Raw genomic sequence first — 22852 nt, 5'->3', positions numbered from 1 at the left:
AGGGGGTGAACGGTTTCGACTCTGGACGTTGATTCAGGGGAAGCGTGCCGGTGCAGGCGAGAGACCACCGTTAAGCGTCGTCGCAACTTATAAGCGCCAAGACGAATAGTCAGCGCGACTTCGCCCTCGCCGCCTGAGCGAGTGCGAGTCTGTCGGTCTGGGAGTGCCTCCGGCCCAGTAACCGGCATCAGCTAGGAGGACTTACCGCCGAGGTCGGCCGCGGACCTCGGCGGGACATCTAACAGCGGCTGGGCCCGTCACACCGGCTTGTCCGCGTGACCGGTGGGGCCGAGTAGAGACACAGCGGACTGCGCACGGAGAAGCCCTGTTGAGGCGACAGAGGACCCGGGTTCGATTCCCGGCACCTCCACGCAGAAGAGGCGAGCACTCACCCGGAGTGCTCGCCTCTTTTGTTGGTTCGGGTCGGGACCTCTTGCTCTGGCCGCTCGCGTCTCAGGAGCGCACAGTGGTGTCAGCGGCACACTGCATAAGGAGGTCGTCATGCACGAGAAGCACTGGACGGTCGAGATCACCATCGACGAACACGAGTCCCGGACTCGTGCCCGTGCCCGGCTGCATGCGGCAGGCACGGACAATCTCGTCGGCGTCGGCCTCGCCCGGCTGAACCCGGAGGACGTCAACGTGCCCAAGATCGGTGATGAGCTCGCCGCGTCGCGCGCGTTGTCCGATCTGGCGCACCGTTTGCTCGACGTCACCGCCGACGACATCGAGAGCGTCACGCACGAACCGGCACACTTGCGGCTCTAAGCGCGAGCTGACGATGGGGTAGCTACGGTCGACGTATGACCGTGGTTCGCTCCATCGTGCTGTTCGTGATCGCAGCGCTCGCCGAGATCGGGGGCGCCTGGCTGGTCTGGCAGGGCTGGCGGGAAGACCGTGGCCTGCTGTGGATCGCGGCGGGTGTTCTCGCGCTCGGCGCGTATGGCTTCGTCGCGACCTACCAGCCGGATCCACACTTCGGTCGCATCCTTGCCGCGTACGGTGGAGTGTTCGTCGCTGGTTCACTGGCATGGGGGGTCGTCGTCGACAAGTTCCAACCGGGCAAATGGGATTACATCGGCGCGGGAATCTGCCTGCTCGGCGTCGCCGTGATCATGTACGCACCGCGCTGACCGGTGACGATGTCGCCCGCGCCCGTCACTGTTTGAGCTCGCGTCGATACGCAGCGGGATAACGATGTGACCAAAATCGTCATCAGATTGCGATATCCGTGTGACATGGCTTGCGAGGTCGTTCCCGCCGTGCCGGTCCGGTGATAGACACCCTGCGGGCGGGGAAGCGATGTCGTGCGGAAGGTATCTCGTTGCCATGGGTGATGCTGAGCGGATGATCCCGGTCGCTGAGTTGCTGCGCAGGGAAGGCGTTGGCGCCGGCGAACCACCGACCAAGCGGGGCAGGGTTGTCGCGACGGCCGCCGGTGTCGTCGCGCTTTGTGGTGCCGCCGCCACGGGGATCATCGGGTTCGGTTCACCGTTCTCGACGTCGCTGCACCTCCCGGACGGCGATGGCACCGCTGAGCCTGAGGGCTCAAGTGAGGGCGGTGGCGTCGCGCTCGGTGGCGGCGATAGGACGTCCAGCGCCGACGGCGCGTCGCCCTTCGTGCGGACGAGCGCGCAGCGATCCGCTAGCCGAGACGACGGCGAGCGTCGCGTACCCGCTATGACCTGGCTCGCGGATGATGTCGCCGCGGACAGGACGACGTCCACACCGTGGCCGACGGTGGACCAGGATGAGCCTCGCGGTGGTGCTGGCGTCGCCGGTGCGGAGCGGACCTCGGAAGCGACTTCCTACGAGGAGCGGGCCTCGGAAGGGACGTCCCCCGGGAAGCGGGACGACGGCCGCGGCACGGATGGCGGAGCTGGAGCCGGGAGCCAATCGGACGGCTCAGGGCGGGGCGCCGGTAACTCGGACGAGGGGGGTTCGGAGAACTCGCAGCGCGGCGAGGGTGGCACGGACACCAAGGGCGGCTCGGACGCCAGCGGCAGCGGTACTGACGGCAAGGGCGGTGCGAACGAGGGCGCGGGCGATTCCGGGAGCACCTCCGGAGAACGTGACCACGCGTCCGGCGGTAGTCAGGAGCCCGACCAGGACTCCGCCGAAGCGTCTGATGAGCGCGGCCAGTCCGAAGAGCGCGGCGATGCTCCGGAAAAGCGCGATGATGACGTCCGCTCCACCTCCCCGGGCCACGCCGACTCGTAACCGCGGCTCGTCGACCGCTCGCACGGGGTATCTCGCTGAGAATCCGATACAATCGCATTGCGGGCGATGCGACTGTATCGTCCGCGGCGAAAGCGGCTGTTGTCGACGCTGGTCACACTCCGTGATGAACCTGTCTCCCAGGGAAAACACCGGGTCAATAACCATGGCGAAGTAGTGCCAATGGCGCACCTGCGCGCCGCGCTAACCTGAGTGGGTGTCATGATGCTCACATTCCGGAAGGTGGTCGACCGTCGACCGCGGCCAGCCGGAGGGAGAGCTACACATGACGTGGGCAAGGCATTCAAGTCCTGACGAAGAGCACGGTTGGTCCGCCGAGGCGCGAGCTGCCGAACGTGAACGCCGTGACAAGCAGGCAGGTAAAGCGGCCATCACGGTGGCGAGCCACTCGACCAACGCCGACGAATGCAAGGAGCTACTCGACATGTTGGGGCTGGAACCCGCGCTCGCTCGGAGATGACCGGCATAACTAATCAGCGGTGAACTGACCGGACGCCATCATGGCGCCATACTAGGGTCGTCCGCCATGTTGTCTGAGATGTCAGACAGTTTGCCGGTAGCTCGGGGTGAATGACGCCGAGATGCGCTGTGCAATGGCGTCATGCACAGCGACACCTTGCTGATCGGACCCGGCCCGCTGACCATCGAGCAGGTCGTCCGCGTTGCCCGGGACAATGCCCAAGTCGCGCTCACCGACGACGCGATCACCCGCATCGAGACGGCGCGCGGCCATGTCGACGCGCTCGCGGCCGACCCAAAACCCGCCTACGGGGTTTCAACCGGCTTCGGCGCGCTCGCGGTGCGGCACATTCCGCCGGACAACCGCGCCCGGCTGCAGCGGTCGCTGATCCGCTCGCACGCCGCTGGCGCCGGTGACCCCGTTGAGCGCGAGGTCGTGCGCGCTCTGATGCTGCTGCGGCTACGTACTCTCGCCTCCGGGCATACCGGCGCGCGGCCAAACACCGCACGGTCGCTCGCGGCGCTACTCAACGCGGGCATCGTTCCCGTGGTGCCGGAGTACGGCTCGCTCGGCTGTTCAGGTGACCTCGCGCCGCTCGCGGCCGTAGCGCTCGCGCTGATGGGGGAGGGCGACGTCTACGGCCCGACCGGCGACGTCCAACCAGCCGCCGACGCGTTGGCGACCGCTGGGATCGAGCCGATCGCGCTCGCCGAGAAGGAAGGGCTCGCGCTCACCAACGGCACCGACGGCATGCTCGGCATGCTCGCACTGGCCATCACCGATCTCTCCCGGCTCCTCGACGTGGCGGACCTGACGGCGGCGATGAGCGTGGAGGCGACGCTCGGCACCGACCGCGTGTTCGCGGCCGACCTCCAGGCGCTGCGGCCCCACCCCGGCCAGGCGACGTCGGCGGCGAACCTGTTCGCACTGCTCGCTGGCTCGGAGATCGTGGCGAGCCACCGAGGACCCGACTGCCCGAGGGTGCAGGACGCCTATTCCCTGCGCTGCGCGCCGCAAGTGCACGGCGCCGCCCGCGACACCCTCAACTACGCCCGCACGGTCGCGAAGCGCGAGCTGGCGTCGGCCATCGACAATCCGGTGGTGCTCGCCGACGGCAGGGTGGAGTCCAACGGGAACTTCCACGGCGCGCCGATCGCGTACGTGCTGGACTTCCTCGCCATCCCACTGGCTGACGTCGCGAGCATGGCCGAGCGTCGCACTGACAGGCTGCTCGACGTCGCCCGCTCACACGGGCTGCCACCGTTCCTGGCCGACGACCCGGGTGTCGACTCGGGCCACATGATCGCGCAGTACACCCAGGCCGGGATCGTCTCGGAGCTGAAACGACTCGCCAATCCCGCGTCGGTCGACTCCATTCCCAGCTCCGCGATGCAGGAGGACCACGTGTCGATGGGCTGGTCCGCCGCGCGCAAGCTGCGCCGTGCGGTCGACGGCCTGACCACGGTGCTCGCCGTGGAGTACCTGACGGCGGCACGGGCGCTGGACCTGCGCGACCCGCTCACCCCTGCGCCCGCGACCGCCCGCGCGGTGGCGCTGCTCCGGGAGCGGGTGCCAGGCCCAGGCCCCGACCGCCACCTCGCCCCGGAAATCGCCGAAGCCGAAGACCTCGTCCGCTCGCCAGCGCTGTCGGAGCTGGTGCGGCAGGCAACGACGGACACGCAGGAGGGAACCCGATGACCAGGACAATCCGAGCGGCGCGAGGCAGCACCCTCACCGCACGCAACTGGCAGTCCGAAGCGGCGTTGCGGATGCTGCACAACAACCTCGACCCCGAGGTCGCCGAGCGGCCCGAAGACCTCGTCGTCTACGGCGGTACGGGCAAGGCCGCCCGCAACTGGGCCAGCTTCGACGCGCTGACCAGGGAGCTCAGCACACTCGACGTCGACGAGACGCTCTTGGTGCAGTCCGGCAAGCCGGTGGGCGTGCTGCGCACGCACGAGTGGGCGCCGCGCGTGTTGCTCGCGAACTCGAACCTGGTACCGGACTGGGCGACGTGGCCGGAGTTTCGGCGGCTCGACGCGCTCGGGCTGACGATGTACGGCCAGATGACGGCGGGCTCCTGGATCTACATCGGCACCCAGGGCATTCTGCAGGGCACGTACGAGACGTTCGCGGCCGTAGCGGAGAGGCGCTTCAGCGGCTCGTTGGCGGGCACGCTCACTGTCACCGCCGGACTTGGCGGAATGGGCGGCGCGCAGCCGCTCGCGGTCACCATGAACGACGGTGTCGCCCTGGTGATCGAGTGCGACGCCGCCAGGGCCACGCGCCGCGTGGAGACGCGCTACCTCGACGTGGTCGCCAGCGACATCGATGACGCGATCAACCGGGTCACCGACGCCAAACGGGATCGGACGCCGCTGTCCGTCGGGCTGGTCGGCAACGCCGCGGACGTCTTGCCCGAGCTGTTGCGCCGGGGCGTTGACGTCGACATCGTCACCGACCAGACGTCGGCGCACGACCCGCTGTCGTACCTGCCGCGCGGCGTCTCGGTCGAGGATTGGCACGACTACGCGGCCGCGAAACCGGAGGAGTTCACCGAACGCGCACGCGAGTCGATGGCCGCGCACGTCGAGGCGATGGTCGGCTTCCTGGACGGGGGCGCGGAGGTCTTCGACTACGGCAACTCGTTGCGCGGCGAGGCGCAGCTCGGCGGCTATGATCGGGCGTTCGACTACCCGGGCTTCGTGCCCGCCTACATCCGACCGCTGTTCTGCGAGGGCAAGGGGCCGTTCCGGTGGGCCGCGCTGTCCGGCGACCCGGCCGACATCGCGGCGACCGACCGCGCGGTGCTCGAGCTGTTCGGTGACAACGAGCCGTTGGCGCGTTGGATCCGCATGGCGGGCGAGCGGGTGGCGTACCAGGGCTTGCCTTCGAGGATCTGCTGGCTCGGTTACGGCGAGCGGCACCTCGCCGGACTGCGGTTCAACGAAATGGTCGCCAACGGTGAGCTGTCCGCGCCGGTCGTCATCGGCCGCGACCACCTGGACTGCGGGTCGGTGGCGTCGCCGTACCGGGAGACCGAGGCGATGGCAGATGGCTCCGACGCGATCGCGGACTGGCCGCTGCTTAACGCGCTGGTCAACACGGCGTCCGGAGCGAGCTGGGTGTCGATCCACCACGGCGGCGGCGTCGGTATGGGGCGCTCGATCCACGCCGGACAGGTGTGCGTCGCGGACGGCACCGAGCTGGCGGCGAGGAAGCTGGAGCGGGTCCTGACCAACGACCCCGCGATGGGCGTCATCCGCCACGTCGACGCGGGCTACGACGAGGCTTGCCGGGTCGCCGACGAGCGCGGGGTCCACATTCCGCGAGGGACGCGGCCGTGACCGGCGCTGGACGCGGTGAAAGCGTCGTTCAGCGCATGGCCGAGATCGCGGCCATCGGCGCGGACCGCACCCGAGGTGGCTACTCGCGCCACGTCTTCGATCCGGCCGAGCGTGAACTGCGGGAGTGGTTCACGACGTCGGCCGAGCGCATCGGGCTGGACGTCGACGTCGACCGCAACGGCAACATCTGGGCGTGGTGGGGCGCCCCCGCGGACGGCGCGGTCGTCACCGGCAGTCACCTGGACTCCGTACCTGGTGGTGGCGCGTTCGACGGTCCGCTCGGTGTCGCGTCCGCGCTCGCGGCGGTGCGTCGGCTGCGCGGCGAAGGCTGCCAGCCGCGCAAGTCGATCGCCGTCGTCGCCTTCGCCGAGGAGGAGGGTGGCCGGTTCGGCGTGCCGTGCCTCGGCTCACGGCTGCTCACCGGCGCGATCTCGCCCGAACGCGCTCTCACGCTGACCGACACCGACGGCACGACGTTCGCCGACGCCGCCACGAAGGCAGGTTTCGACCCGGGCCGTTTCGGGAAGGACGACGTTGCGTTGTCGCGTATCGGGACGTTCGTCGAGCTGCACGTCGAGCAGGGCAGGGGGCTGATCGACGCGGGCTCGCCTATCGCGGTGGGCACCGGGATCGACCCGCACGGGCGTTGGCGGCTCAGCTTCACCGGACGGGGTGATCACGCGGGGACCGCCGCCGTCGCCGACCGCAACGACCCGATGATTCCCGCCGCCCGCACGGTGCTCGCCGCGCGGGCGGCGGCGGGTCACGGCCCCCGCGACACCCGCGCCACGGTCGGCAAGCTGGTGCCCGTGCCCGGCGGTACCAACGTGATCCCCGCGCGGGTGGACCTGTGGTTGGACAGCCGCGCCACCGCCACCGAGGCCACGAGGGAGGCCGTTACCGCGATCACCGACGCGGCGCGAGCCGCGGCGAACGACGAGGGGTGCCACGTCGAGGTCACCGAGGAGTCCTGGTCGGGTCCGGTGTCGTTCGACGCGCGGCTACGTGACCGGCTGCGCACGATGTTGAACGAGCCACCGCTGTTGCCGACCGGCGCTGGCCATGACGCGGGCGTACTCGCGGCGCACGTGCCCACCGCGATGCTCTACGTCCGCAACCCCACGGGCATCTCACACTCCCCGGCGGAACATGCGGAGGACGACGACTGCGAGGCAGGCGTTGACGCACTGGCCGAGGTGCTCCGGGAGGTTTCCCTATGACCACCACGTACTGGTGCGAGCATGCCCTCCTTCCGGACGGCCCAGCCGACGCTGTCGCCGTCACCGTCGACGGCGACCGCATTACCGGCGTCGTGCCGGGCACGCCTCGTAGTGGCACCGTCTTGAGTGGACTCGTCACGCCGGGCTTCGCCAACGCGCATTCGCATGCTTTCCACCGGGCGTTGCGGGGCCGTACTCACTCCGGCGGCGGGACGTTCTTCACCTGGCGGGAGCGGATGTACGCGGTGGCGCATCGGCTGGACCCCGTGTCGTACTACCGGCTGGCGCGGCTGGTATTCACCGAGATGGTGCTCGCTGGGTTCACCAGCGTGGGTGAGTTCCACTACCTCCACCACGGGTCAGGCGGGACGCCCTACTCGGACCCGAACGCCATGTCGCACTCGCTGGTCGCGGCGGCGGGCGACGCGGGTATCCGGCTTACCTTGCTGGACACCTGCTACCTCGCGTCCGCTGTCGACGGTGCGCCGCCGCAGGGCGTCCAACAGCGCTACAGCGACGGCGACGCCGACGCATGGGCTGAGCGGCTCGACGCGTTCCGTGCGGAGTCACCCCTGGTACGCGTCGGTGCCGCCATTCACTCGGTGCGAGCGGTTCCCGCAGCGCAGCTCGCCGTGCCGGTGGCGTGGGCGCAGGCCAACGGTGCGCCGCTGCACGCCCACGTGTCCGAGCAGATCAGCGAGAACGACGACTGCCTCGCGGTGCATCGCCGCACCCCCACCCAACTGCTGGCCGACGCGGGCGCGGTGACGTCAGACTTCGTCGGTGTGCATGTGACTCATCCGAGTGGAGATGACGTTGGGTTGCTCGGCGCGTCAGGCGCGGGCGTCTGCCTGTGCCCCACCACGGAACGCGACCTCGGTGACGGCATCGGACCAGGTCGCAGGCTCGCCAACGCCGGGGTCTCGCTGAGCATCGGCACCGATTCGCACGCCGTCGTTGACCCGTTCGAGGAAATGCGTGGCGTCGAGATGCATGAACGGCTCGCCACCCAGCGGCGTGGCGTGTTCTCCCCAGCCGAACTGCTCTCGGCTGGCACCCGCCACAGCGCGCTTGGCTGGGACGACGTCGGCAGCATCGCGCCCGGCGCGCAGGCGGATTTGGTGCGCGTCGCCACCGACACGCCGCGTACCGCGGGCAGCGAGCCCGCCGGGATAGCGTTAAGCGCTTTCGCGAGTGACGTTCGTGATGTCATGGTTGCTGGGCGCTGGCTGGTGCGCGACGGGAGGCACAAGCACGCGGCGAACCCGTCATCGGAGCTCGCCGCCGAGGTCAAGGAGCTGCTGCGGTGACGGCGACCCTCATCACCGGAATCGGCGAACTCACCACCAACGACGACGAACTGGGCAGGTTGCACGACGCGGCCGTGGTCATCGAGGGTGAGAGGGTCGTCTGGGTGGGCCCGGCTGCCCGTGCCGCGCCGACTGACGCGCGGGTCGACGTCGGCGGACGCGCGGCCCTGCCCGGTTGGGTCGACTCGCATACCCACCTGGTCTTCGCTGGTGACCGCACCGCCGAGTTCGAGGCGCGGATGGCTGGGCAGGCGTATTCGGCGGGCGGTATCGCCCACACGGTTGACGCCACGCGGGCCGCGGCGGACGCGGATCTGACGGCGACGGTGCGCGGGCTGGTTCGTGAGGCGGTCTCGCAGGGCACGACGTACTTGGAGACCAAGACCGGCTACGGTCTCACCGTCGACGACGAGGCCCGCTGCGCGCGGATCGCCGCGAAGTACGTCGAAGAGGTGACATTCCTCGGCGCGCACATCGTGCCGCCCGGTGCTGATGCCGAGGACTACCTCGATCTCGTGGCCGGGCCGATGCTCGCCGCCGTCGCACCAATGGTGCGCTGGGTCGACGTCTTCTGTGAGAAGGGTGCGTTCGACGCGGCGCAGTCGGAGCGGGTGTTGCGCGCGGCGGCTGAGCGCGGGCTCGGGCTGCGGGTGCACGGCAACCAGCTGTGCGAGGGGCCGGGCGTTGAGCTGGCCGTGCGTCTTGGTGCGGCCAGCGTCGACCATTGCACGTATCTGAGCGACAACGACGTCGACGCGCTCGCCGGGAGCTGGGACGGCGATGGCGGGTCCGATGGCACCGTGGCCACTCTGCTGCCCGCGTGCGACCTGTCCACCCGGCAACCGCTGGCGCCAGCGCGCAGGCTGCTCGATGCGGGCGCGGTGGTCGCCCTAGCGAGCAACGCCAACCCCGGCAGCTCGTACACGACGTCGATGGCCTTCTGCGTGGCTACCGCCGTCCTGCAGCAGGGGCTGTCGGTAGACGAGGCGGTGTGGGCCGCGACGCGTGGCGGAGCGAAGGCGCTGCGCGCGGACGCCGGTGACGGCGCGGTCGGTGTGATCCGGCCCGGCGCCCGTGCTGACCTGCATGTGCTCGACGCGCCGTCGGTTACGCATCTGGCGTACCGGCCCGGGGTGCCGCTGACATGCGCGGTGTGGCGCAACGGAGCGCGGGAGTACTGAGTCCCCGGTTCCGCTCGTGGCGACCGCGTTTACGCCGCGCGCTCAGCCAGGGCGTCCGCGATCGGGCCGAGGTCGTCGTACACGCCCAGCGACGTCGCCTGCGCCATGATGTCCGCGCGTACTTCGGGCGAGAGGTCCCCGACGGATTCCGCGATGCCCGCCTTGGCGTCGGCGGGCAGGCTGGCGGCGATCGGTAACAGCGCGTCCCAGTGTCTGCACGTTGCCGCAGCGGTAACGAGTCGGCCGAGCGTGCCGCGTTCGGCAGCCATGATCGCGTCGGCGAGCGAGTCGATCTGGTCGTCCCGCAGGTGGGTGGCCAGCCGCAGCAGGGCGTCGAACAGGTCCTCGCGCGCGGCGGTGGTGAACAGTGCGGTCAGCCGCTCGGTGCCGACGACGTCGACCACGCCGGGGATGGCGGACACGTCGTCAACGGTGTACGCGGTCCGCAGCAGTTGCGTGTCGTCGAGCGCGTCGACGGCAGCTGTGAGGTGGTCCGCGCCGAGGAACCCGACGAACTGGCCGAGCGTGATCCAGTCCTCGCGTTGACCCAGCACGCGGGCGACGTCGACGATCATGTCGTTCGGCAGGGCGCGGACGACCTGCTCGACCTGGCGCGGGTCCAGCTCGACGGCGACGTCGGTGAGGAAGTTGACCGGCAGGCGCGCCGCGACCTCGCTCGCCTTCGAGGGGTCCATCGCGCCAGCCACGCGAGCGCACAGCAATGGCCCGAAAACCCGCTCCGCGATCTTCGCGAGCACCGGCGATGGCAGCAGCTTCGCGGCGGAACCTAGCCGGGTGAGCACGCCCGCGTTGGCGTCGAACAGCGTGCTCGTGAGCTGACCACGGAACGCGATCAGGTCGGCGTCATCGACGTCGTCGAGGAAGCCGAGTTGGTCCGGGCGCACGCGTAGTAGCCGCGCGATGCGCTGGACCTCCGGTCGTGCGTCGGTGGTCACAGGCCCACCGCCTTGCGGACGGGGCCGCGTAGCAGTTTGGGCACGTAGCCGAGACTCTCCTCGGCCGCGGCGGCCAGTTCCGCGCGCTGCGCCCGCTTCGCGTCGCCAATCGCGTTGGCGAGGAACTGCCGCTCCGTGTCGCCGAGCGCGGCTATTCCCTCGGGAAGGTCTCCGGTCACGCGCTCGGTCAGCGTTCGCCGTGCGTCGTTACTCATCGTGTTCCACCTTCCCCGATCATCGTCTTGGTCGAATAGTGAGCGAACGTTCGCGAGACGGCAACCAGTGAGACCGAACTGACGTCGGCTCGCGATTAGGAGGTGCTCGCCCGATCGGGCGTACGATGCCGTTCGCTGGGCGTCGCTGAGTGCTACCGAACCGTCCGGCGCACGTACCGCGGGACTTCTTTCGCCTTGCCCGCCGCACGGGCGATCTTGTGGTTCTCGCCGCGCAAGAGCCTGCGTTGCCAGCGACTTTCGACGCGGAACGCGGCGCGCGGTGAGAGGTGGCGGGTGCGCTGGAACAGCGCCTTCGTCGCGGCGATCGCGTCAGGTGAGCGGGCGGCCAGTTCCTCGGCGAACTCCTCCGCCGCCTTGAGCGGGTCGTCGCCGACCTCGGTCACCAGCCCGAGTTCGGCGGCGCGCTCGCCGCTGAAAGTTTCACCCGTCATGGTGAGGCGCATGGCGACGTCCATGCCGACGAGTTCGCGGAGCGTGACTGAACCGGTCATGTCGGGGATGAGGCCCCAGCGGGCCTCCATGATCGAGAATTCGCAGTCCGGAGTGGTGAATCGGAAGTCGGCGCCAAGCGCCAGCTGCAACCCGCCGCCGTAGCACCGGCCGTGGACCACGGCGATCACCGGCACGGGCAGCTCCCGCCAGGCCCAGCACACCTCTTGGTAGAGGTTGGTTTTGCGGCCGGGGACGCGCAGGAAATTGAGAGCGAACTTGACTGGGTGCTTGCCCGCGGAACCGAAGTCCAGCCCGGAGCAGAACGCGGGGCCCTCGCCCTGCAAGATCACGACGCGGACGTCGCGGTTGCGTTTGATCCCCTTGGCCGCCGCCACCAGCGCGTCGAACATCTCTAGGTCGAGGCCGTTGTACTTGTCGCCCCTGGTCATCGTCACATAGGCGATGGAGCCACGGATCACGGTGCTGACGCGCTCGCTCATGGGTCCTCACAGGTCTCGGGACACGATCACGCCAACGGTACGTCAGCGGTCGCCGTGATCAAGGCATGCGGCGGCGTGGAGTGAGGAACACGACGTCGGGAATGAGGGACACGACGTCGTGGGCGAGGGACACGGCGCCGCGCTACTCCCGGCCCCGGATGATGGTGGGCTCGAAATCCTCGTCGTCGCGCGGCGTTGGAATCCCAAAAGGAACGCCCGGCTCCGCCGGGCGGTACTCGTCGCGACGCGACGAGCGTGGCGCGGGCGGGATCGTGGTGTCGGCGTGGTGTGCGGTTGGCTGCTCGTGGGTAGTGCTCATGGGTGCTCTCCGCGCGTCCTTCTCGGCTGTTTCCCCGGTGGTCCGCTGACAAATACCGTCTACCCGTTATGTCATGCAGCCAAGCGTGGTGTTACACCTCACAATTGCGTATCAACCAATCGTGCTGACGTGATCACTCGGAGGAAGCAGTGCCAGGCAGCAGGACAACGCCGTCCTCATCCGAATAGAGCACGTCGCCGGGGTGGAACGTGACCCCGCCGAAGCTGACCGGTTCGTCGACGACGCCCTCGGCGTCCTTCGCGCTCTTGCGTGGGTTCGTGCCGAGCGCCTTGATGCCGATCGGCAGCGTCGCGAGCGTGGCGCTGTCGCGCACCGCGCCGTTGAGCACCAGCCCCGCCCAGCCGTTGTCCACGGCCGCCTTGGCGATCAGGTCACCGGTGAGCGCGGTGTGCAGTGAGCCGCCGCCGTCCACGACGAGCACGCAGCCATCGCCATGGCTGTTCAGCAGTTGCTTGACGAGGCCGTTGTCCTGGTAGCACTGAACCGTGCGCACCCGACCGGTGAACGCGGTGAGCTTGCCGAATTGGCGGAACTGGGTGTCGCACACCCGCAGCGACGGGCCGTGCTCGTCAACGAGATCGGCGGTACTGAACGACTCGGTCACAGGTGCTCCTCACGCGATCCGGGCTTCGGGCGGTCTCACTGTAACCAGGCGGTGGGTGACGGCTCGCCGTGACTGTGACGCCGCCCAAGCTGTCGCTACTTACGTGCGCGGATACGTAGAACTCCGGCTTCGCGGGCCGCCGACGTCGTTCAGGCTGGTCACAGGCTCCCCGAGGTGGTGTGTGATGAACCAACCGTTGTTCGATCATTACCTGTTTCTCGCATTGCGTGAGGTCGCGCGCGGCGACGTCAGCATGGACGTCGTGACCGGCGAGTTGCGGCGGTACGGCGCGCCGGTGCCCGCGCGGATAGTCGACGCGCTGGCGGACCTCCAGTATGGCGGCTACCTCCGCGCTCGCGTTACGGGCGACCGCCCGTGGTCACTGCTCGAACTGACCCCGCCTGGCATGCGGTTGCTGGCGGACTGGTTGCCGTCCGCGGCATGACGTCCGCACCGCTCACGCGTCCACATAGCGGAGCACGCCGAGCATGCTCTGCTCGTCGAGTGCGCAGGATCCGCCGACCTCGCAGGCCCGGAGCCGTGCCAGCACCTCGGACGCGTCGACCGATGCGCCGATGACGACGAGTTCGGTGCGCGGCTGCTCGTCGCGTCGCCAGTCGTCGCGGCTGACCTGGATGAAACCACCAACGACATGGATCCAGAACTTCTGACCATGACCTGGGACGCCGAAGTGCACGCAGCCCTTCACCCGGTACACGCCCGCTGGCGGGTCGGACAGCAGCCCCATCAGCTGTCGGGGATCGAGCGGCTCATCGGTGCGGAACTCCACGCTTTCGAACGCCGCGTGCAGGTGATCCGCGCAGTCCGTACCGAGATCCTCGCGCAACAGCTCGTCGAAGCTGAGCTGGCCGTCGTCAGGGCGGGGATGCTCGGGTGGGTCGAACAGCAGCCGAGGGTCGATCCGGCCGTGTGCCGTCGGTACCACCGGCGCGCCGTCGCTGAGCCCACGGACCGTGTCTATCAACCGGTCGCGCGCGGCGTCATCGACGCGGTCGATCTTGTTCAACACGACAAGGTCCGCCACCGCGAGGTGCTGGTCGAGCTGGGGGAACTCCGCGCGGGTGGCTTCGAACTCCGCCGCGTCGACGACCTCGACGAGCCCGCCAGGGGAGATGTCGGCCTCCTCGCTTGCCAGTACCAGTCGTAGCAGATCCCGTGGCTCCGCCAGCCCGCTCGCCTCGATGACGACGACATCGATGTCGCTGTCCGGCTGCGTGAGCTTCGTCAGCATCGCGTCCATGCCGCTGGCGTCGACCGCGCAACACAGGCAGCCGTTGTCCAGCGAGACCATGGCGTCCACCTGGCCCGCGACCAGCATCGCGTCGATGTTGACGCTGCCGAAGTCGTTGACGATGACGCCGATGCGGACACCGTCGTCGTTGTGCAGCAGGTGGTTGAGCAGCGTTGTCTTGCCGGAGCCGAGGAAGCCGGTGACGATCACGACGGGTGTTGGCACGGCGCCGAACCTACCGCGCCACCGCATCGTGCGAGCGGCAGGCCACGCCGATCGTGAGATGCTCGAGGCATGAGCCCCACGCTGACCTTGACCCAAGACCCCGAAGCGGACGAGCTGCTGTCTCGCGACCCGTTGGCCTTGCTCATAGGCATGCTTTTGGATCAGCAGGTAGCCATGGAAGTCGCCTTCACCGGTCCGAAGAAGATCGAGGACCGGTTGGGCCGGTTCGACGCACGGTCCATCGCCGAGGCCGACCCTGAGGAGTTCGCCGCGCTGTGCGCGCGGACGCCTGCCGTGCACCGTTTCCCCGGTTCGATGGCCAAGCGCATTCAGGCGCTGAGCCAGTACATCGTCGAGCACTACGACGGCGATGCCGCCGCGCTGTGGACCGAGGGCGACCCGGACGGCAAGACCGTGCTGCGCAGGCTCAAGGCGTTGCCCGGCTACGGCGACCAGAAAGCGAGGATCTTCCTCGCGCTGCTCGGCAAGCAACTCGACGTCAACCCTGACGGTTGGCGGGAGGCGGCCGGTGCCTACGGCGAGGACGGCGCGCGGCGGTCCATCGCCGACGTCGTCGACCAGGACACGTTGCGCGAGGTGCGCGAGTTCAAGCGCGCCGCCAAGGCGGCCAAGAAAGGGTGAGTCGGACCGTGGCAGGCAACCCCGCGCGTCGCCGTTCCGTCCTGGCAGCATGAGGGCGTTACTGAGCATGACGTTGCTGGCCGCCGTGGCCGCCGCGATCGGCGGCTGCGGGAACCAGGGCGGCGCGGAGCCCGCCGACCCGCCGGAGCGGCTGCCGGTCGGTCAGGAGTTCCTTTCGACCGAGGTCACCGAGTCTGGGCAGCAACGACCGCTGGTCAAGGACACGAGAATCCGGCTGTCTTTCGCCGAGGGGGAACTGAGGTTCAGCGCTGGCTGCAACTCGTTCTTCGGTGACGCGCGGCTTGCCGCGGGCGAGCTTGTCGTCGAGGATCTGAGAAGCACCGAGATGGGCTGTGCCAAGCCGCTGATGCGGCAGGACGACTGGTTGGCACGGTTCTTCACCAGCGGCCCTAGCTGGCAGCGAGACGGCGACACCCTGACGCTGACCAGCGAGGACACCACCATCACACTGGAGCGGCAGGTCGCCGAGCCGGACAAGTCGTTGCGGGGAACCCGCTGGCAGCTCGACACGATCATCGACGGCGCCACCGCGTCCAGCGCGGCCGGAGACATGCGGGCGCACCTGGTGTTCCACGAGAACGGCCAGGTGCGTGGCAACGCGGGCTGCAACCAGCTCACCGCGCGGTACGAGCGCGACGGCGGCCGGATCGAGTTCAGCCGGATCGTCACGACACGCAAGGCGTGCGGCCAGCCTCACGACCGCATCGAGCAGGCCGTGCTCACCGTGCTGGAAAGCTCGCCACGGATGGAGGTCGAGGCGAACCGGCTGACGTTGACGGCGGAGTCTGGTAAGGGCCTCCGCTTCGTCGCGGGCGACTAGCGGCGGCGCGGCGCGTCGTGTGTGGTCACGCGCGCACGACGCGGTCGGCACGCAGCGCGAGTTCCAGCATGAGGCGCTCGTCCGGGTCGGCCAGCCGCGCGCCGAACAGGTCGTGTGCCTGGTCCAACCGGTATCGAACGGTCTGCGGGTGGACGCCGAGCCGCTCGGCCACCTCGGTGACGCCACCGGTGCTGGCCATGTAAGCCAGCAGTGTCTCCGCCAGCTCGTCCCGCCGCGTCGCCGTCAGCGCCGCGAGTGGCCGCAGTGCGTGTTCGATCAGTTGGTCCAGTAGGAACTCGTCGGCATGCAGCAGCAACGTGGACAGGTGCTGCTCGCAGTCGGTGACATCGCACTCCGGCAGCAGTCCGCGCCGCACGAGGTCCAGCGCGCGGCGGGCTACGGTGAAGGACCGGTGCGCCTCGGTCAGCGGCACAAGCGGGCCCACAGCGGCGATACGCCCCCGCAGCTCGGCGCGTAACACGTCGAGGTGCGGAGCGGGGTCGGCGACGACAAGGCACGGCCGCGCGCTTTCCAGGTCAGCGAGGACGTCGTGACCGAGTGCGCTTGCCGGGAACCGGTGCTGATCCTCGCGATACTCGATGGCGATGACCGCGACCATGTCCGGCAGCTCCCAGTCGGCGCTGTGCGCCAGGTCGGCGAGCGTCTGCCGCGAGGAGGGCTGCTCGGTGAGCAAGAGTCGGAGCAACCGCTGCCGTCGACGTTCGATCGTGCTAGACGCGCGCGCCTGTGCCTCCGTGGCGGCGGTGATGTCCCGCCAGGTGATTCCGCCGTCGGATCGGGTCGGGGCGGTTATGGCAGGGGACGTCGCGATACCCGCGACAACGTCGTCAGCCGGGTCCGGCGCAATTTCTGTGGATCGCTGTTCGCGAGCCATGGCTGCCACCTCGTTGTGACATCAGTGGGTGGATTTCTAGCCTCGTTGTGGTGGACGAGTTCGTTCGCCAGACGGTAAGCAGGCCGGTTCGGGCGGTCAACTGGAGCGGGCCGCCGCGACGCGCATCCACCCTGCCGGGCGTCGTTTTTCGTGTTGCCCAACAGTCGTCGATGGCGAGGTCGTTACTTCGCGACAAATTCCTCGGGTCGTGTGGGAAGGGCGGCGGAGCGAAGCAACCTCACCTTGGTCGCCAACGCGAGTTCGAAACGGGATTGTGGATCGGTCAATTGTTCGCCAAACAATTGCTGCAGTTTGTTCACGCGATAGCGGACGGTTTGCGGATGGACGTCGAGTCGTTGCGCGATCTCGCCCGCGTGCCCGCGCGCCGCCAGCCAGTGTTGCAACGTGACCAGCATTCGTTCCTGCTGCCGCTCGGTGAGCGTCGCGAGCGGGGCCAGTCGCCGCTCGATGAGGTTGTCGATCAGCAGGTCGTCCGCGAACAGCATGAGCGTGGTGCGGTGCTCGCCGCAGTCGATGACGGGCTCGGCCGGTAGCAGCCCGCGTTCGGCGAGGTCCAGTGCACGGCGTGCGACGTGCAGGGACGATCGGATGTCTGTCAGTGACGTGGCCGGGCCGATCGCCGCGCCCCACCCGGGCAGGTGCCGGGGCAGCTCGGTGAGCACCGGATCGTCGGCGGGCACCAGCAGGCACGGCTGAGGTCCGTGCAGGTCAGCGAGCACCGACTCACCAAGGTCGTCGTAGGTCGGCTCGGCGCGGTCGGGGCGACGCAGCGCCACGGCGACCAGCGTGTCCGGTAGCGGCTGGCCGAGCGCGCGGGCCTCCTCGGTGGCCCCGGCGATGTCCGGCACCGGTTCGGCGAGCAGCAGGTGCAACACATGCTCCCGCCTGCGCGCGGCGTGACTGGACGCCCCCGACGCGGCACTGGCGTACCCCTCGGCCGCGAGGCCGCACAACCGCTCGCACTGGGCATCGATGATCGCGCGTAACGACGTCAGCACCTCGGTCGCCACCCCGTAGTGTCGTGCGTACCTGGTGACGTACTGCGTCGTGACCGACGCGGCGACCCGGTAGGCGGCGCGCAGCGCGTCCAGGGAACGGCCCTGGCCGCACTCGATCGTGCCGATGCTGCGAAACAGCGGTGTCCAGTCCTCGCTCGACGTCTTGGGCTCGAGGATCGCGTCGATGCCACGCAAGATCACCGACTGCGCCGCCGCGGTCAGCACCTCGGCGAACGGCCCTTCGAGCGGCTCGGCGTACTCCGGCACCGACTGCCTGACACCAGAGATGATCGACTGCGCCAGGCGGCGTGCGTGTGGCCGGAAGCCTCGCACCATCTCGCGTGGCAGCATCCGGCGCAGGTGTTCACCGGCACGTACGGCGTTGTCGGCGCCCGTGCGTGCCGCCGGGATGTCAGGAGATGCGACGAGATTGGTCATGGCGATCACGGTGTCGTATCACGCGGCCTCCGCACGTCGTGACAAATACGTAGGTGCGGTACGTATGGCCGCTCAAGTTTTGTCGCCGATGACGGGTTCCGCCCTCCAAACGTTGTCACGCCTGGACCGGCGGTGGGTTGCTGAGTAGTTTCCGGTATCACGACGAGGAGGGAGTGCCTATGTCGATCTTCGCACGAATGGGTGTCGCGCTGCTGGTGCTCGGTACGCTCGTCGCCGTCCCGAGCGCCGCGTCGGCCGCGCCAGGCAGCCCCGACGCCACGATCATCGCGTCCGAGCGGAACGCCGACGGTTCGACCACGACGACAGTGCGGGTCGGGCCGCTGACCGCCAAACCGCATTCCGGCGACGGCGGCGGTGAGCATGGTATGGGCACCCACACCACGCTGATGGCGCCGCTCGTGCCGCCGTGCGTGAACTGCTACATCACCGCGATCCAGCCTGACCTGACCTACGCCGACGGCTCCCGTGCCAACTACGACACCGGTGTGATGCTGCACCACGCGGTGCTGTTCGACCGCGCCCGCACCGACGTCACCTGCGGTGACCAGTTGCTCGGCCTCGCGGGGCGGCGGCTGTTCGCGTCCGGCAACGAACGTACTGGCGGCGAACTGCCGCCAGGCACCGGCGTCAAGCTGGGCTGGCTGCCGCTGACCTGGACGTTGGTCGAGCTGATGAACATGAAGTCCGATGCGCAGACGGTGTACTTCGACGTCACGATGACCCACGTGTCCGCGCGTGCCGGCGGCATGACAGAGGCGACGCCGGTCTGGCTGGACGCCAACAACTGCGGCGACTCCACCCATCCGGTGCCCGAGGGCAAGTCGACGACGACGTGGGAGTGGACGTCCACCATCGACGGCACCCTGAAGGCCGCTGGCGGGCACCTGCACGACGGCGGCGAGGTGATCACCGCGTTCAACCGGACGACGGGGGAGACGCTCTGCGAGTCCGAGGCGGGCTACGGCACCGACCCGTCCTATCGAGGGCACATCGAGTCGATGAGTGTCTGTAGCGGGGACGACCTTGGCCGCGTCAACCGAGGCGACACCATCGAACTGGTGAGCCATTACGACACCGATCATGCCGATCCGGTGGCGATGTCGATCATGGTCGCCTTCGTCGCAGAGGACTGACCCACCCGGGTGGGCGCGAGGGCGTTCGGCGTGGCGGGCAGAATTGACCCGCCACGACCGGGCGCGAGACGAAAGAAGCGCGTATGGAGCCGGAGACCGAGCCGACAGGGGAGCACGCCGGGCTGTCGCGCCGCGCCCGCGCGGTCGTGGCAGCCGTCGCGGGGGTCATCGCGACCGCCGTCGTGATCCACGTGGGCATGGTGTTCTTCTACGTCGCGCCGTCGAATGTGGTCAGCGAGAAGTACGCCACCGAGATCTACGACTACATGGCGCCAGAGCTGCTGCAGAACTGGAAGTTGTTCGCGCCCGAGCCGCTGCACGTCAATCGATCGCTGCATGCCCGTGCGCGGGTGAGGACCGACGCGGGCACGGTGACCTCGGACTGGATCGACCTCAGCGCCAGCGACGTCGAGGGCACCCGAGGACACCCGCTACCCAGCCATACCCGCAACCAGCTTCGCAAGGGCTGGGGCACGTTCACCGACACCCACGACGCCGACCACGAGGCGACGTCGATGACCGGGCTCATCGTCGAGGCGTACCTCAAGCGAGTGGCGCTCATGCGGATGAGCCATCACATCGACGGCGAGATGACCCAGGTGCAGCTCCGGTCGGCGACTCGTTACGTACCGGAGCCCGCGTGGAGTGACCGGTCCATGCCCGACGACGTCTCCTACACCGTGCTGCCGTGGTGGCCGGTCAGCGAGAACGACTACCCCGAGGGCAGCAGGCGATGAGCGAGAAGCAAGGCTGGGACGCCGCTCTGGTCAGGGGTTACGAGCGCATCACCCGGAGTGCGCTCGGCACGTACCAGACGGCGGTGGTGCGCATCGGCGTCGCGGGCACCTGGCTCGGGTTCCTGCTGCGGGAGTGGCCGAACCGGCATGAGCTGTACGGACCGGAGGGGCCGCTGAGCGCTGACCTCGCCGCCAAGCGGATCGAGGACAACGGTGCGTTCACCGTGCTGCTGTGGTCGGACACCGTGTGGTGGTTCGAGCTGTGCTACATCTTCGCGATCCTGGCATCGCTCATGCTGCTGGTCGGCTGGCGCACGCGGACGGCGTCGGTATTGTTCATGGTCGGCGTGTTGTCAGTGCAGAACCGCAACGGCTTCATCAGCGACGGCGGCGACAACATCCTGCACCTGATGGCGATCTACCTGGTTTTCGTCCGATGCGGTGAGCGGTTCTCGCTGGATGCGCTGCTCCGACGTCGTGCCGGGGGCTCTCCCCGGGATGTCACCGGCGTGCTGCTGTGGTCGCTGTCGGCGTTCGCGACGGTGACAGCGTGGGCGCTCGGTGTACTTGGCGGCGGCTGGTTGTTGATCTTCGCGGGCCTGCTCGTGGCGCACGCCGTGTGGTGGCTCGTGGACCGCCTCACCGGTGGCGAGCCACGCGCGGTGCTTCGCATGACGACGAATCTGGTGCACAACGGCGCGGTGCTGGTGATCATCGTGCAGGTGTGCGTGCTGTACGCGACGGCGGGCTGGTTCAAGATCCAGGGCACCCGCTGGCAGGACGGCACGGCGGCTTACTTTCCGCTGCACGTCGACGTCTTCACGCCGTGGCCCGCGCTGTCCGAGTTGGTGTCCGCCTACGGCCTGCCCATCCTGCTGATGACGTACGGCACGGTGATCGTGCAGGTCGCGTTCCCGTTCACGTTGTTCCACCGGGGGATCAAGAACGTCATGCTCGCGTGCCTGATCGCGGAGCACATCGGCATCGCGATCCTGCTCGGCCTGCCGTTCTTCTCGCTCGCGATTATCTCGGCGGATCTCATCTTCCTGCCTACAACCCTGCTTCGCCGCGTGGCAGCGCAAGTCGGCGGATGGTTCGGTGGGCGAGCCGCTCGGCGTGGCGCCGAGACGCCTGCCGCGTCGTCCGGCGACGCGATCGACGCGGACGACTCGGCGGCAGCGAACGACGATTCCCGCACGGAAACTCTCGACCGCGTCTAGCGACCGCGAGTCCCTCACTCTGGTGCCGCGAGTTCCTCAGCAACTCAGCAGGCGACCAGTACCGAGCAGTGCGCCTCGACAGGCTGTATCAACCGCACGGTGTGGCGAACTGGGACTCGGTCGCGAGACCTCACCGCACTGGATGTGGGAACACGCGGCACCGGATGTGGGCGGATTGTAGGGGACTCGCGGCACGACAGCGTGGGACTCGCGTGGGGCTGGGTCGGCTACCAAGCAAAACGATGGCCCCCGCCACGTGGCGGGGGCCATCGGGAGGACCGGATTGGTGGCTACTTCGCCGTCAGGTCCATGGTGATCGTGTTGCCCGAACCAGCGGTGAACGCGCTGATCCAGTCGTTGAGGTGGCCGCAGCCCTCCAGCGCGGGCAGCGTGTAGTCGTCCGTGGACAGCGTCCCGCCGGAGAACGGGTCGAAGCCCTCGCCGGTCATGTCAAAGACAGCGGGCTCGACGGTCTGGCAGTTCTCGCCGCCGCCGATCGGGAAGCCCCACGCGGAAACGTTCATCAGCTTGACGTACGCCTCGGAATGCGAGGTGAGCGTGTTGCCGTCGAACGTGCCTGTGGTCTTGCCGACCTGTTCGAACTCGATGTCGGCCGTCGTGTTCAGGAAGCCGAGGATCGTGAACTCGCCCTGCGTCGGGTTCAGCGTCAGGTCGGCGGTGTACTTCTGCTCCGCCAAGTTGAAGAGGACGTCGATGCTGCCGTCGAGCGGCACCGTGCCGTTCGCGGCCTTAATGTGGGACTCACCCTTCAGGTCGAAGGCGAGATCGATCGGTCCGTCGCCGCCACCATCGTCGCCGCCACCATCGGTGCCGCCGGTGTCGACACCGCCGTCGACACCGCCGTCGTCGGTGCCGCCGGTGTCGGTCCCGCCATCGGTGCCGCCGTCGTCGGTGCCGCCGGTGTCGGTGCCGCCGGTGTCGGTCCCGCCATCGGTCCCGCCGTCAGCGCCACCACCGTCGGTGATCTCGAACTCGTGCAGCACCATGTCCTGTCCTTCGACGGCGGTGCAGGCCGATTCGAATGTGCCGAGGCCGGTCTCGCTGCCGTCCGCCGTGCGCGGGGTCAGCGTCATCGTCATGGCACCGAGCGAGATCGTGGCTTGACCCGGCTCGTCGAACGTCAACGACGGCGTCGAGCCCGTGATGTTCTCGATGATCAGGTCGTTACCGTTCTCCGGCACTGGCGTCACCGGGATCTCGTTGGGGACCGTCACCGGCAGCGTGATGCCGGGCGCCTCCACGGTTGACTCCATCGACGCGGTGCCTTCGATCGTCTCGGCATTGACGAGGTTGAGGCCTTCCGTCGCCGTCGCGCCCGCGTTGGCGGTCGACACGATGTCGAACTGCCCGGTCGGCTCGCCGACCTCGATCGAGGACGGCATGTCGGTGTTGATCGTGACGCTGACCGTCTGCTCGCCGATCAGCGGGAACGGACAGTTGTACTCCACGGTCTTGGTGATGGGGTCGGCCGAGCTGATGCCCGCGCCGACGGCCATGGTGGCCGCGACGAGGCCGGCGGACCCGGTCGCGGCGATTCCCGCGGCCAGCGCCTTTGCGCGTCTCTTACTACTCACGAAATCTTCC

At 68.6% G+C, this 22852-nt stretch carries 24 protein-coding genes and 1 other RNA gene; 16 read left to right on the top strand and 9 right to left on the bottom strand.

Annotated features, from left to right (window positions below):
* Window position 1 precedes the first annotated feature (1 nt).
* The 10 genes from ssrA to hutI all read left to right on the top strand — a co-directional run bounded on the left by ssrA (window position 2) and on the right by hutI (window position 9756).
* Window positions 2-373: a transfer-messenger RNA gene (ssrA, locus tag ACFQGD_RS27230) on the top strand.
* 128 nt (window positions 374-501) lie between these two features.
* Complete coding sequence (locus ACFQGD_RS27225) at window positions 502-768, top strand: DUF1876 domain-containing protein (protein ID WP_345393766.1); 267 nt, start codon at window positions 502-504, stop codon at window positions 766-768.
* A gap of 35 nt (window positions 769-803) precedes the next feature.
* On the top strand, window positions 804-1133 hold the full coding sequence (locus ACFQGD_RS27220; protein ID WP_345393763.1) for a YnfA family protein: 330 nt from the start codon (window positions 804-806) through the stop codon (window positions 1131-1133).
* A gap of 196 nt (window positions 1134-1329) precedes the next feature.
* Window positions 1330-2220, top strand: a complete 891-nt coding sequence (locus ACFQGD_RS27215) for a hypothetical protein (RefSeq protein ID WP_345393760.1) — start codon at window positions 1330-1332, stop codon at window positions 2218-2220.
* A gap of 283 nt (window positions 2221-2503) precedes the next feature.
* Window positions 2504-2698 carry a hypothetical protein gene (locus ACFQGD_RS27210; protein ID WP_345393757.1) on the top strand — a complete coding sequence of 65 codons (195 nt, stop codon included), beginning with the start codon at window positions 2504-2506 and terminating at the stop codon, window positions 2696-2698.
* Window positions 2699-2839: 141 nt separating this feature from the next.
* A complete protein-coding gene (gene hutH, locus ACFQGD_RS27205) occupies window positions 2840-4396 on the top strand; it encodes a histidine ammonia-lyase (RefSeq protein ID WP_345393754.1) in 1557 nt (518 codons plus the stop codon).
* On the top strand, window positions 4393-6045 hold the full coding sequence (gene hutU / locus ACFQGD_RS27200; RefSeq protein WP_345393751.1) for a urocanate hydratase: 1653 nt from the start codon (window positions 4393-4395) through the stop codon (window positions 6043-6045). Before hutH ends, hutU begins: the two co-directional genes overlap by 4 nt.
* A 35-nt stretch (window positions 6046-6080) precedes the next feature.
* Window positions 6081-7265 carry an allantoate amidohydrolase gene (locus ACFQGD_RS27195; RefSeq protein ID WP_345393863.1) on the top strand — a complete coding sequence of 395 codons (1185 nt, stop codon included), beginning with the start codon at window positions 6081-6083 and terminating at the stop codon, window positions 7263-7265.
* Window positions 7262-8575, top strand: coding sequence for a formimidoylglutamate deiminase (locus tag ACFQGD_RS27190; RefSeq protein WP_345393748.1), 1314 nt, complete (start codon window positions 7262-7264; stop codon window positions 8573-8575). The genes ACFQGD_RS27195 and ACFQGD_RS27190 overlap by 4 nt, the downstream gene beginning before the upstream one ends.
* Complete coding sequence (gene hutI / locus ACFQGD_RS27185) at window positions 8572-9756, top strand: imidazolonepropionase (RefSeq protein WP_345393745.1); 1185 nt, start codon at window positions 8572-8574, stop codon at window positions 9754-9756. Before ACFQGD_RS27190 ends, hutI begins: the two co-directional genes overlap by 4 nt.
* A gap of 29 nt (window positions 9757-9785) precedes the next feature.
* On the opposite strand, the gene ACFQGD_RS27180 is transcribed toward hutI, so the two are convergent.
* The 5 genes from ACFQGD_RS27180 to rraA all read right to left on the bottom strand — a co-directional run bounded on the left by ACFQGD_RS27180 (window position 9786) and on the right by rraA (window position 12824).
* A complete protein-coding gene (locus ACFQGD_RS27180) occupies window positions 9786-10712 on the bottom strand; it encodes a hypothetical protein (RefSeq protein ID WP_345393742.1) in 927 nt (308 codons plus the stop codon).
* Window positions 10709-10927 (bottom strand): hypothetical protein, encoded by a 219-nt coding sequence (locus ACFQGD_RS27175; RefSeq protein ID WP_345393740.1) that lies wholly within the window; start codon window positions 10925-10927, stop codon window positions 10709-10711. The genes ACFQGD_RS27180 and ACFQGD_RS27175 overlap by 4 nt, the downstream gene beginning before the upstream one ends.
* 152 nt (window positions 10928-11079) lie before the next feature.
* On the bottom strand, window positions 11080-11880 hold the full coding sequence (locus ACFQGD_RS27170) for a crotonase/enoyl-CoA hydratase family protein (RefSeq protein WP_345393737.1): 801 nt from the start codon (window positions 11878-11880) through the stop codon (window positions 11080-11082).
* A 142-nt stretch (window positions 11881-12022) separates the two neighbouring features.
* Complete coding sequence (locus tag ACFQGD_RS27165) at window positions 12023-12199, bottom strand: hypothetical protein (RefSeq protein WP_345393734.1); 177 nt, start codon at window positions 12197-12199, stop codon at window positions 12023-12025.
* A gap of 133 nt (window positions 12200-12332) precedes the next feature.
* A complete protein-coding gene (rraA, locus tag ACFQGD_RS27160) occupies window positions 12333-12824 on the bottom strand; it encodes a ribonuclease E activity regulator RraA (protein ID WP_345393731.1) in 492 nt (163 codons plus the stop codon).
* Between the two features lie 184 nt (window positions 12825-13008).
* Between rraA and ACFQGD_RS27155 the strand changes: the two genes are divergently transcribed.
* Window positions 13009-13269 carry a hypothetical protein gene (locus ACFQGD_RS27155; RefSeq protein WP_345393728.1) on the top strand — a complete coding sequence of 87 codons (261 nt, stop codon included), beginning with the start codon at window positions 13009-13011 and terminating at the stop codon, window positions 13267-13269.
* 12 nt (window positions 13270-13281) lie between these two features.
* Here the strand turns inward: ACFQGD_RS27155 and ACFQGD_RS27150 are convergent, their stop codons facing one another.
* On the bottom strand, window positions 13282-14328 hold the full coding sequence (locus ACFQGD_RS27150) for a CobW family GTP-binding protein (protein WP_390183581.1): 1047 nt from the start codon (window positions 14326-14328) through the stop codon (window positions 13282-13284).
* A gap of 42 nt (window positions 14329-14370) precedes the next feature.
* On the opposite strand from ACFQGD_RS27150, the gene ACFQGD_RS27145 reads away from it, so the two are divergent.
* Complete coding sequence (locus ACFQGD_RS27145; RefSeq protein ID WP_345393722.1) at window positions 14371-14943, top strand: HhH-GPD-type base excision DNA repair protein; 573 nt, start codon at window positions 14371-14373, stop codon at window positions 14941-14943.
* A 49-nt stretch (window positions 14944-14992) separates the two neighbouring features.
* Complete coding sequence (locus ACFQGD_RS27140) at window positions 14993-15784, top strand: META domain-containing protein (protein WP_345393719.1); 792 nt, start codon at window positions 14993-14995, stop codon at window positions 15782-15784.
* A 25-nt stretch (window positions 15785-15809) separates the two neighbouring features.
* Here the strand turns inward: ACFQGD_RS27140 and ACFQGD_RS27135 are convergent, their stop codons facing one another.
* Both ACFQGD_RS27135 and ACFQGD_RS27130 read right to left on the bottom strand, forming a co-directional pair.
* Complete coding sequence (locus ACFQGD_RS27135) at window positions 15810-16679, bottom strand: PucR family transcriptional regulator (protein ID WP_345393716.1); 870 nt, start codon at window positions 16677-16679, stop codon at window positions 15810-15812.
* Between the two features lie 182 nt (window positions 16680-16861).
* Window positions 16862-18136: a PucR family transcriptional regulator gene (locus ACFQGD_RS27130; protein WP_345393713.1), complete on the bottom strand. Its 1275-nt coding sequence runs from the start codon at window positions 18134-18136 to the stop codon at window positions 16862-16864.
* A gap of 179 nt (window positions 18137-18315) precedes the next feature.
* On the opposite strand from ACFQGD_RS27130, the gene ACFQGD_RS27125 reads away from it, so the two are divergent.
* The 3 genes from ACFQGD_RS27125 (at window position 18316) to ACFQGD_RS27115 (ending at window position 21247) form a co-directional block, all read left to right on the top strand.
* On the top strand, window positions 18316-19290 hold the full coding sequence (locus tag ACFQGD_RS27125) for a hypothetical protein (protein ID WP_345393711.1): 975 nt from the start codon (window positions 18316-18318) through the stop codon (window positions 19288-19290).
* An 83-nt stretch (window positions 19291-19373) separates the two neighbouring features.
* The gene (locus tag ACFQGD_RS27120) at window positions 19374-20027 is read left to right on the top strand and encodes a DUF5819 family protein (RefSeq protein WP_345393708.1); all 654 of its coding nucleotides are present in this window, start codon (window positions 19374-19376) and stop codon (window positions 20025-20027) included.
* Window positions 20024-21247, top strand: a complete 1224-nt coding sequence (locus ACFQGD_RS27115) for an HTTM domain-containing protein (protein ID WP_345393705.1) — start codon at window positions 20024-20026, stop codon at window positions 21245-21247. The genes ACFQGD_RS27120 and ACFQGD_RS27115 overlap by 4 nt, the downstream gene beginning before the upstream one ends.
* A gap of 290 nt (window positions 21248-21537) precedes the next feature.
* Here ACFQGD_RS27115 and ACFQGD_RS27110 read toward each other — a convergent pair whose 3' ends face one another.
* Window positions 21538-22842 carry a DUF6801 domain-containing protein gene (locus ACFQGD_RS27110; protein ID WP_345393702.1) on the bottom strand — a complete coding sequence of 435 codons (1305 nt, stop codon included), beginning with the start codon at window positions 22840-22842 and terminating at the stop codon, window positions 21538-21540.
* Between the last annotated feature and the right edge of the window lie 10 nt (window positions 22843-22852).

The organism is Haloechinothrix salitolerans (assembly GCF_042662605.1).
In the GTDB taxonomy this organism is placed as follows: domain Bacteria; phylum Actinomycetota; class Actinomycetes; order Mycobacteriales; family Pseudonocardiaceae; genus Haloechinothrix_A; species Haloechinothrix_A salitolerans.
The sequence above is the reverse complement of the archived record's forward strand: the minus strand, read 5'-3'. Positions and strand labels throughout refer to the sequence as shown.

Bases quoted from the DNA above. Each gene is read 5' to 3' on its own strand.
- ACFQGD_RS27155 (WP_345393728.1), top strand. From the start codon at position 13,009: ATGAACCAACCGTTGTTCGATCATTACCTGTTTCTCGCATTGCGTGAG.
- ACFQGD_RS27140 (WP_345393719.1), top strand. From the start codon at position 14,993: ATGAGGGCGTTACTGAGCATGACGTTGCTGGCCGCCGTGGCCGCCGCG.
- ACFQGD_RS27145 (WP_345393722.1), top strand. From the start codon at position 14,371: ATGAGCCCCACGCTGACCTTGACCCAAGACCCCGAAGCGGACGAGCTG.
- ACFQGD_RS27135 (WP_345393716.1), bottom strand. From the start codon at position 16,679: ATGGCTCGCGAACAGCGATCCACAGAAATTGCGCCGGACCCGGCTGAC.
- ACFQGD_RS27115 (WP_345393705.1), top strand. From the start codon at position 20,024: ATGAGCGAGAAGCAAGGCTGGGACGCCGCTCTGGTCAGGGGTTACGAG.
- ACFQGD_RS27125 (WP_345393711.1), top strand. From the start codon at position 18,316: ATGTCGATCTTCGCACGAATGGGTGTCGCGCTGCTGGTGCTCGGTACG.
- hutH (WP_345393754.1), top strand. From the start codon at position 2,840: ATGCACAGCGACACCTTGCTGATCGGACCCGGCCCGCTGACCATCGAG.
- ACFQGD_RS27225 (WP_345393766.1), top strand. From the start codon at position 502: ATGCACGAGAAGCACTGGACGGTCGAGATCACCATCGACGAACACGAG.
- ACFQGD_RS27210 (WP_345393757.1), top strand. From the start codon at position 2,504: ATGACGTGGGCAAGGCATTCAAGTCCTGACGAAGAGCACGGTTGGTCC.
- ACFQGD_RS27215 (WP_345393760.1), top strand. From the start codon at position 1,330: ATGGGTGATGCTGAGCGGATGATCCCGGTCGCTGAGTTGCTGCGCAGG.
- ACFQGD_RS27150 (WP_390183581.1), bottom strand. From the start codon at position 14,328: ATGCGGTGGCGCGGTAGGTTCGGCGCCGTGCCAACACCCGTCGTGATC.
- ACFQGD_RS27170 (WP_345393737.1), bottom strand. From the start codon at position 11,880: ATGAGCGAGCGCGTCAGCACCGTGATCCGTGGCTCCATCGCCTATGTG.
- ACFQGD_RS27165 (WP_345393734.1), bottom strand. From the start codon at position 12,199: ATGAGCACTACCCACGAGCAGCCAACCGCACACCACGCCGACACCACG.
- ACFQGD_RS27120 (WP_345393708.1), top strand. From the start codon at position 19,374: ATGGAGCCGGAGACCGAGCCGACAGGGGAGCACGCCGGGCTGTCGCGC.
- ACFQGD_RS27220 (WP_345393763.1), top strand. From the start codon at position 804: ATGACCGTGGTTCGCTCCATCGTGCTGTTCGTGATCGCAGCGCTCGCC.
- ACFQGD_RS27130 (WP_345393713.1), bottom strand. From the start codon at position 18,136: ATGACCAATCTCGTCGCATCTCCTGACATCCCGGCGGCACGCACGGGC.
- ACFQGD_RS27175 (WP_345393740.1), bottom strand. From the start codon at position 10,927: ATGAGTAACGACGCACGGCGAACGCTGACCGAGCGCGTGACCGGAGAC.
- hutU (WP_345393751.1), top strand. From the start codon at position 4,393: ATGACCAGGACAATCCGAGCGGCGCGAGGCAGCACCCTCACCGCACGC.
- ACFQGD_RS27195 (WP_345393863.1), top strand. From the start codon at position 6,081: ATGGCCGAGATCGCGGCCATCGGCGCGGACCGCACCCGAGGTGGCTAC.
- ACFQGD_RS27190 (WP_345393748.1), top strand. From the start codon at position 7,262: ATGACCACCACGTACTGGTGCGAGCATGCCCTCCTTCCGGACGGCCCA.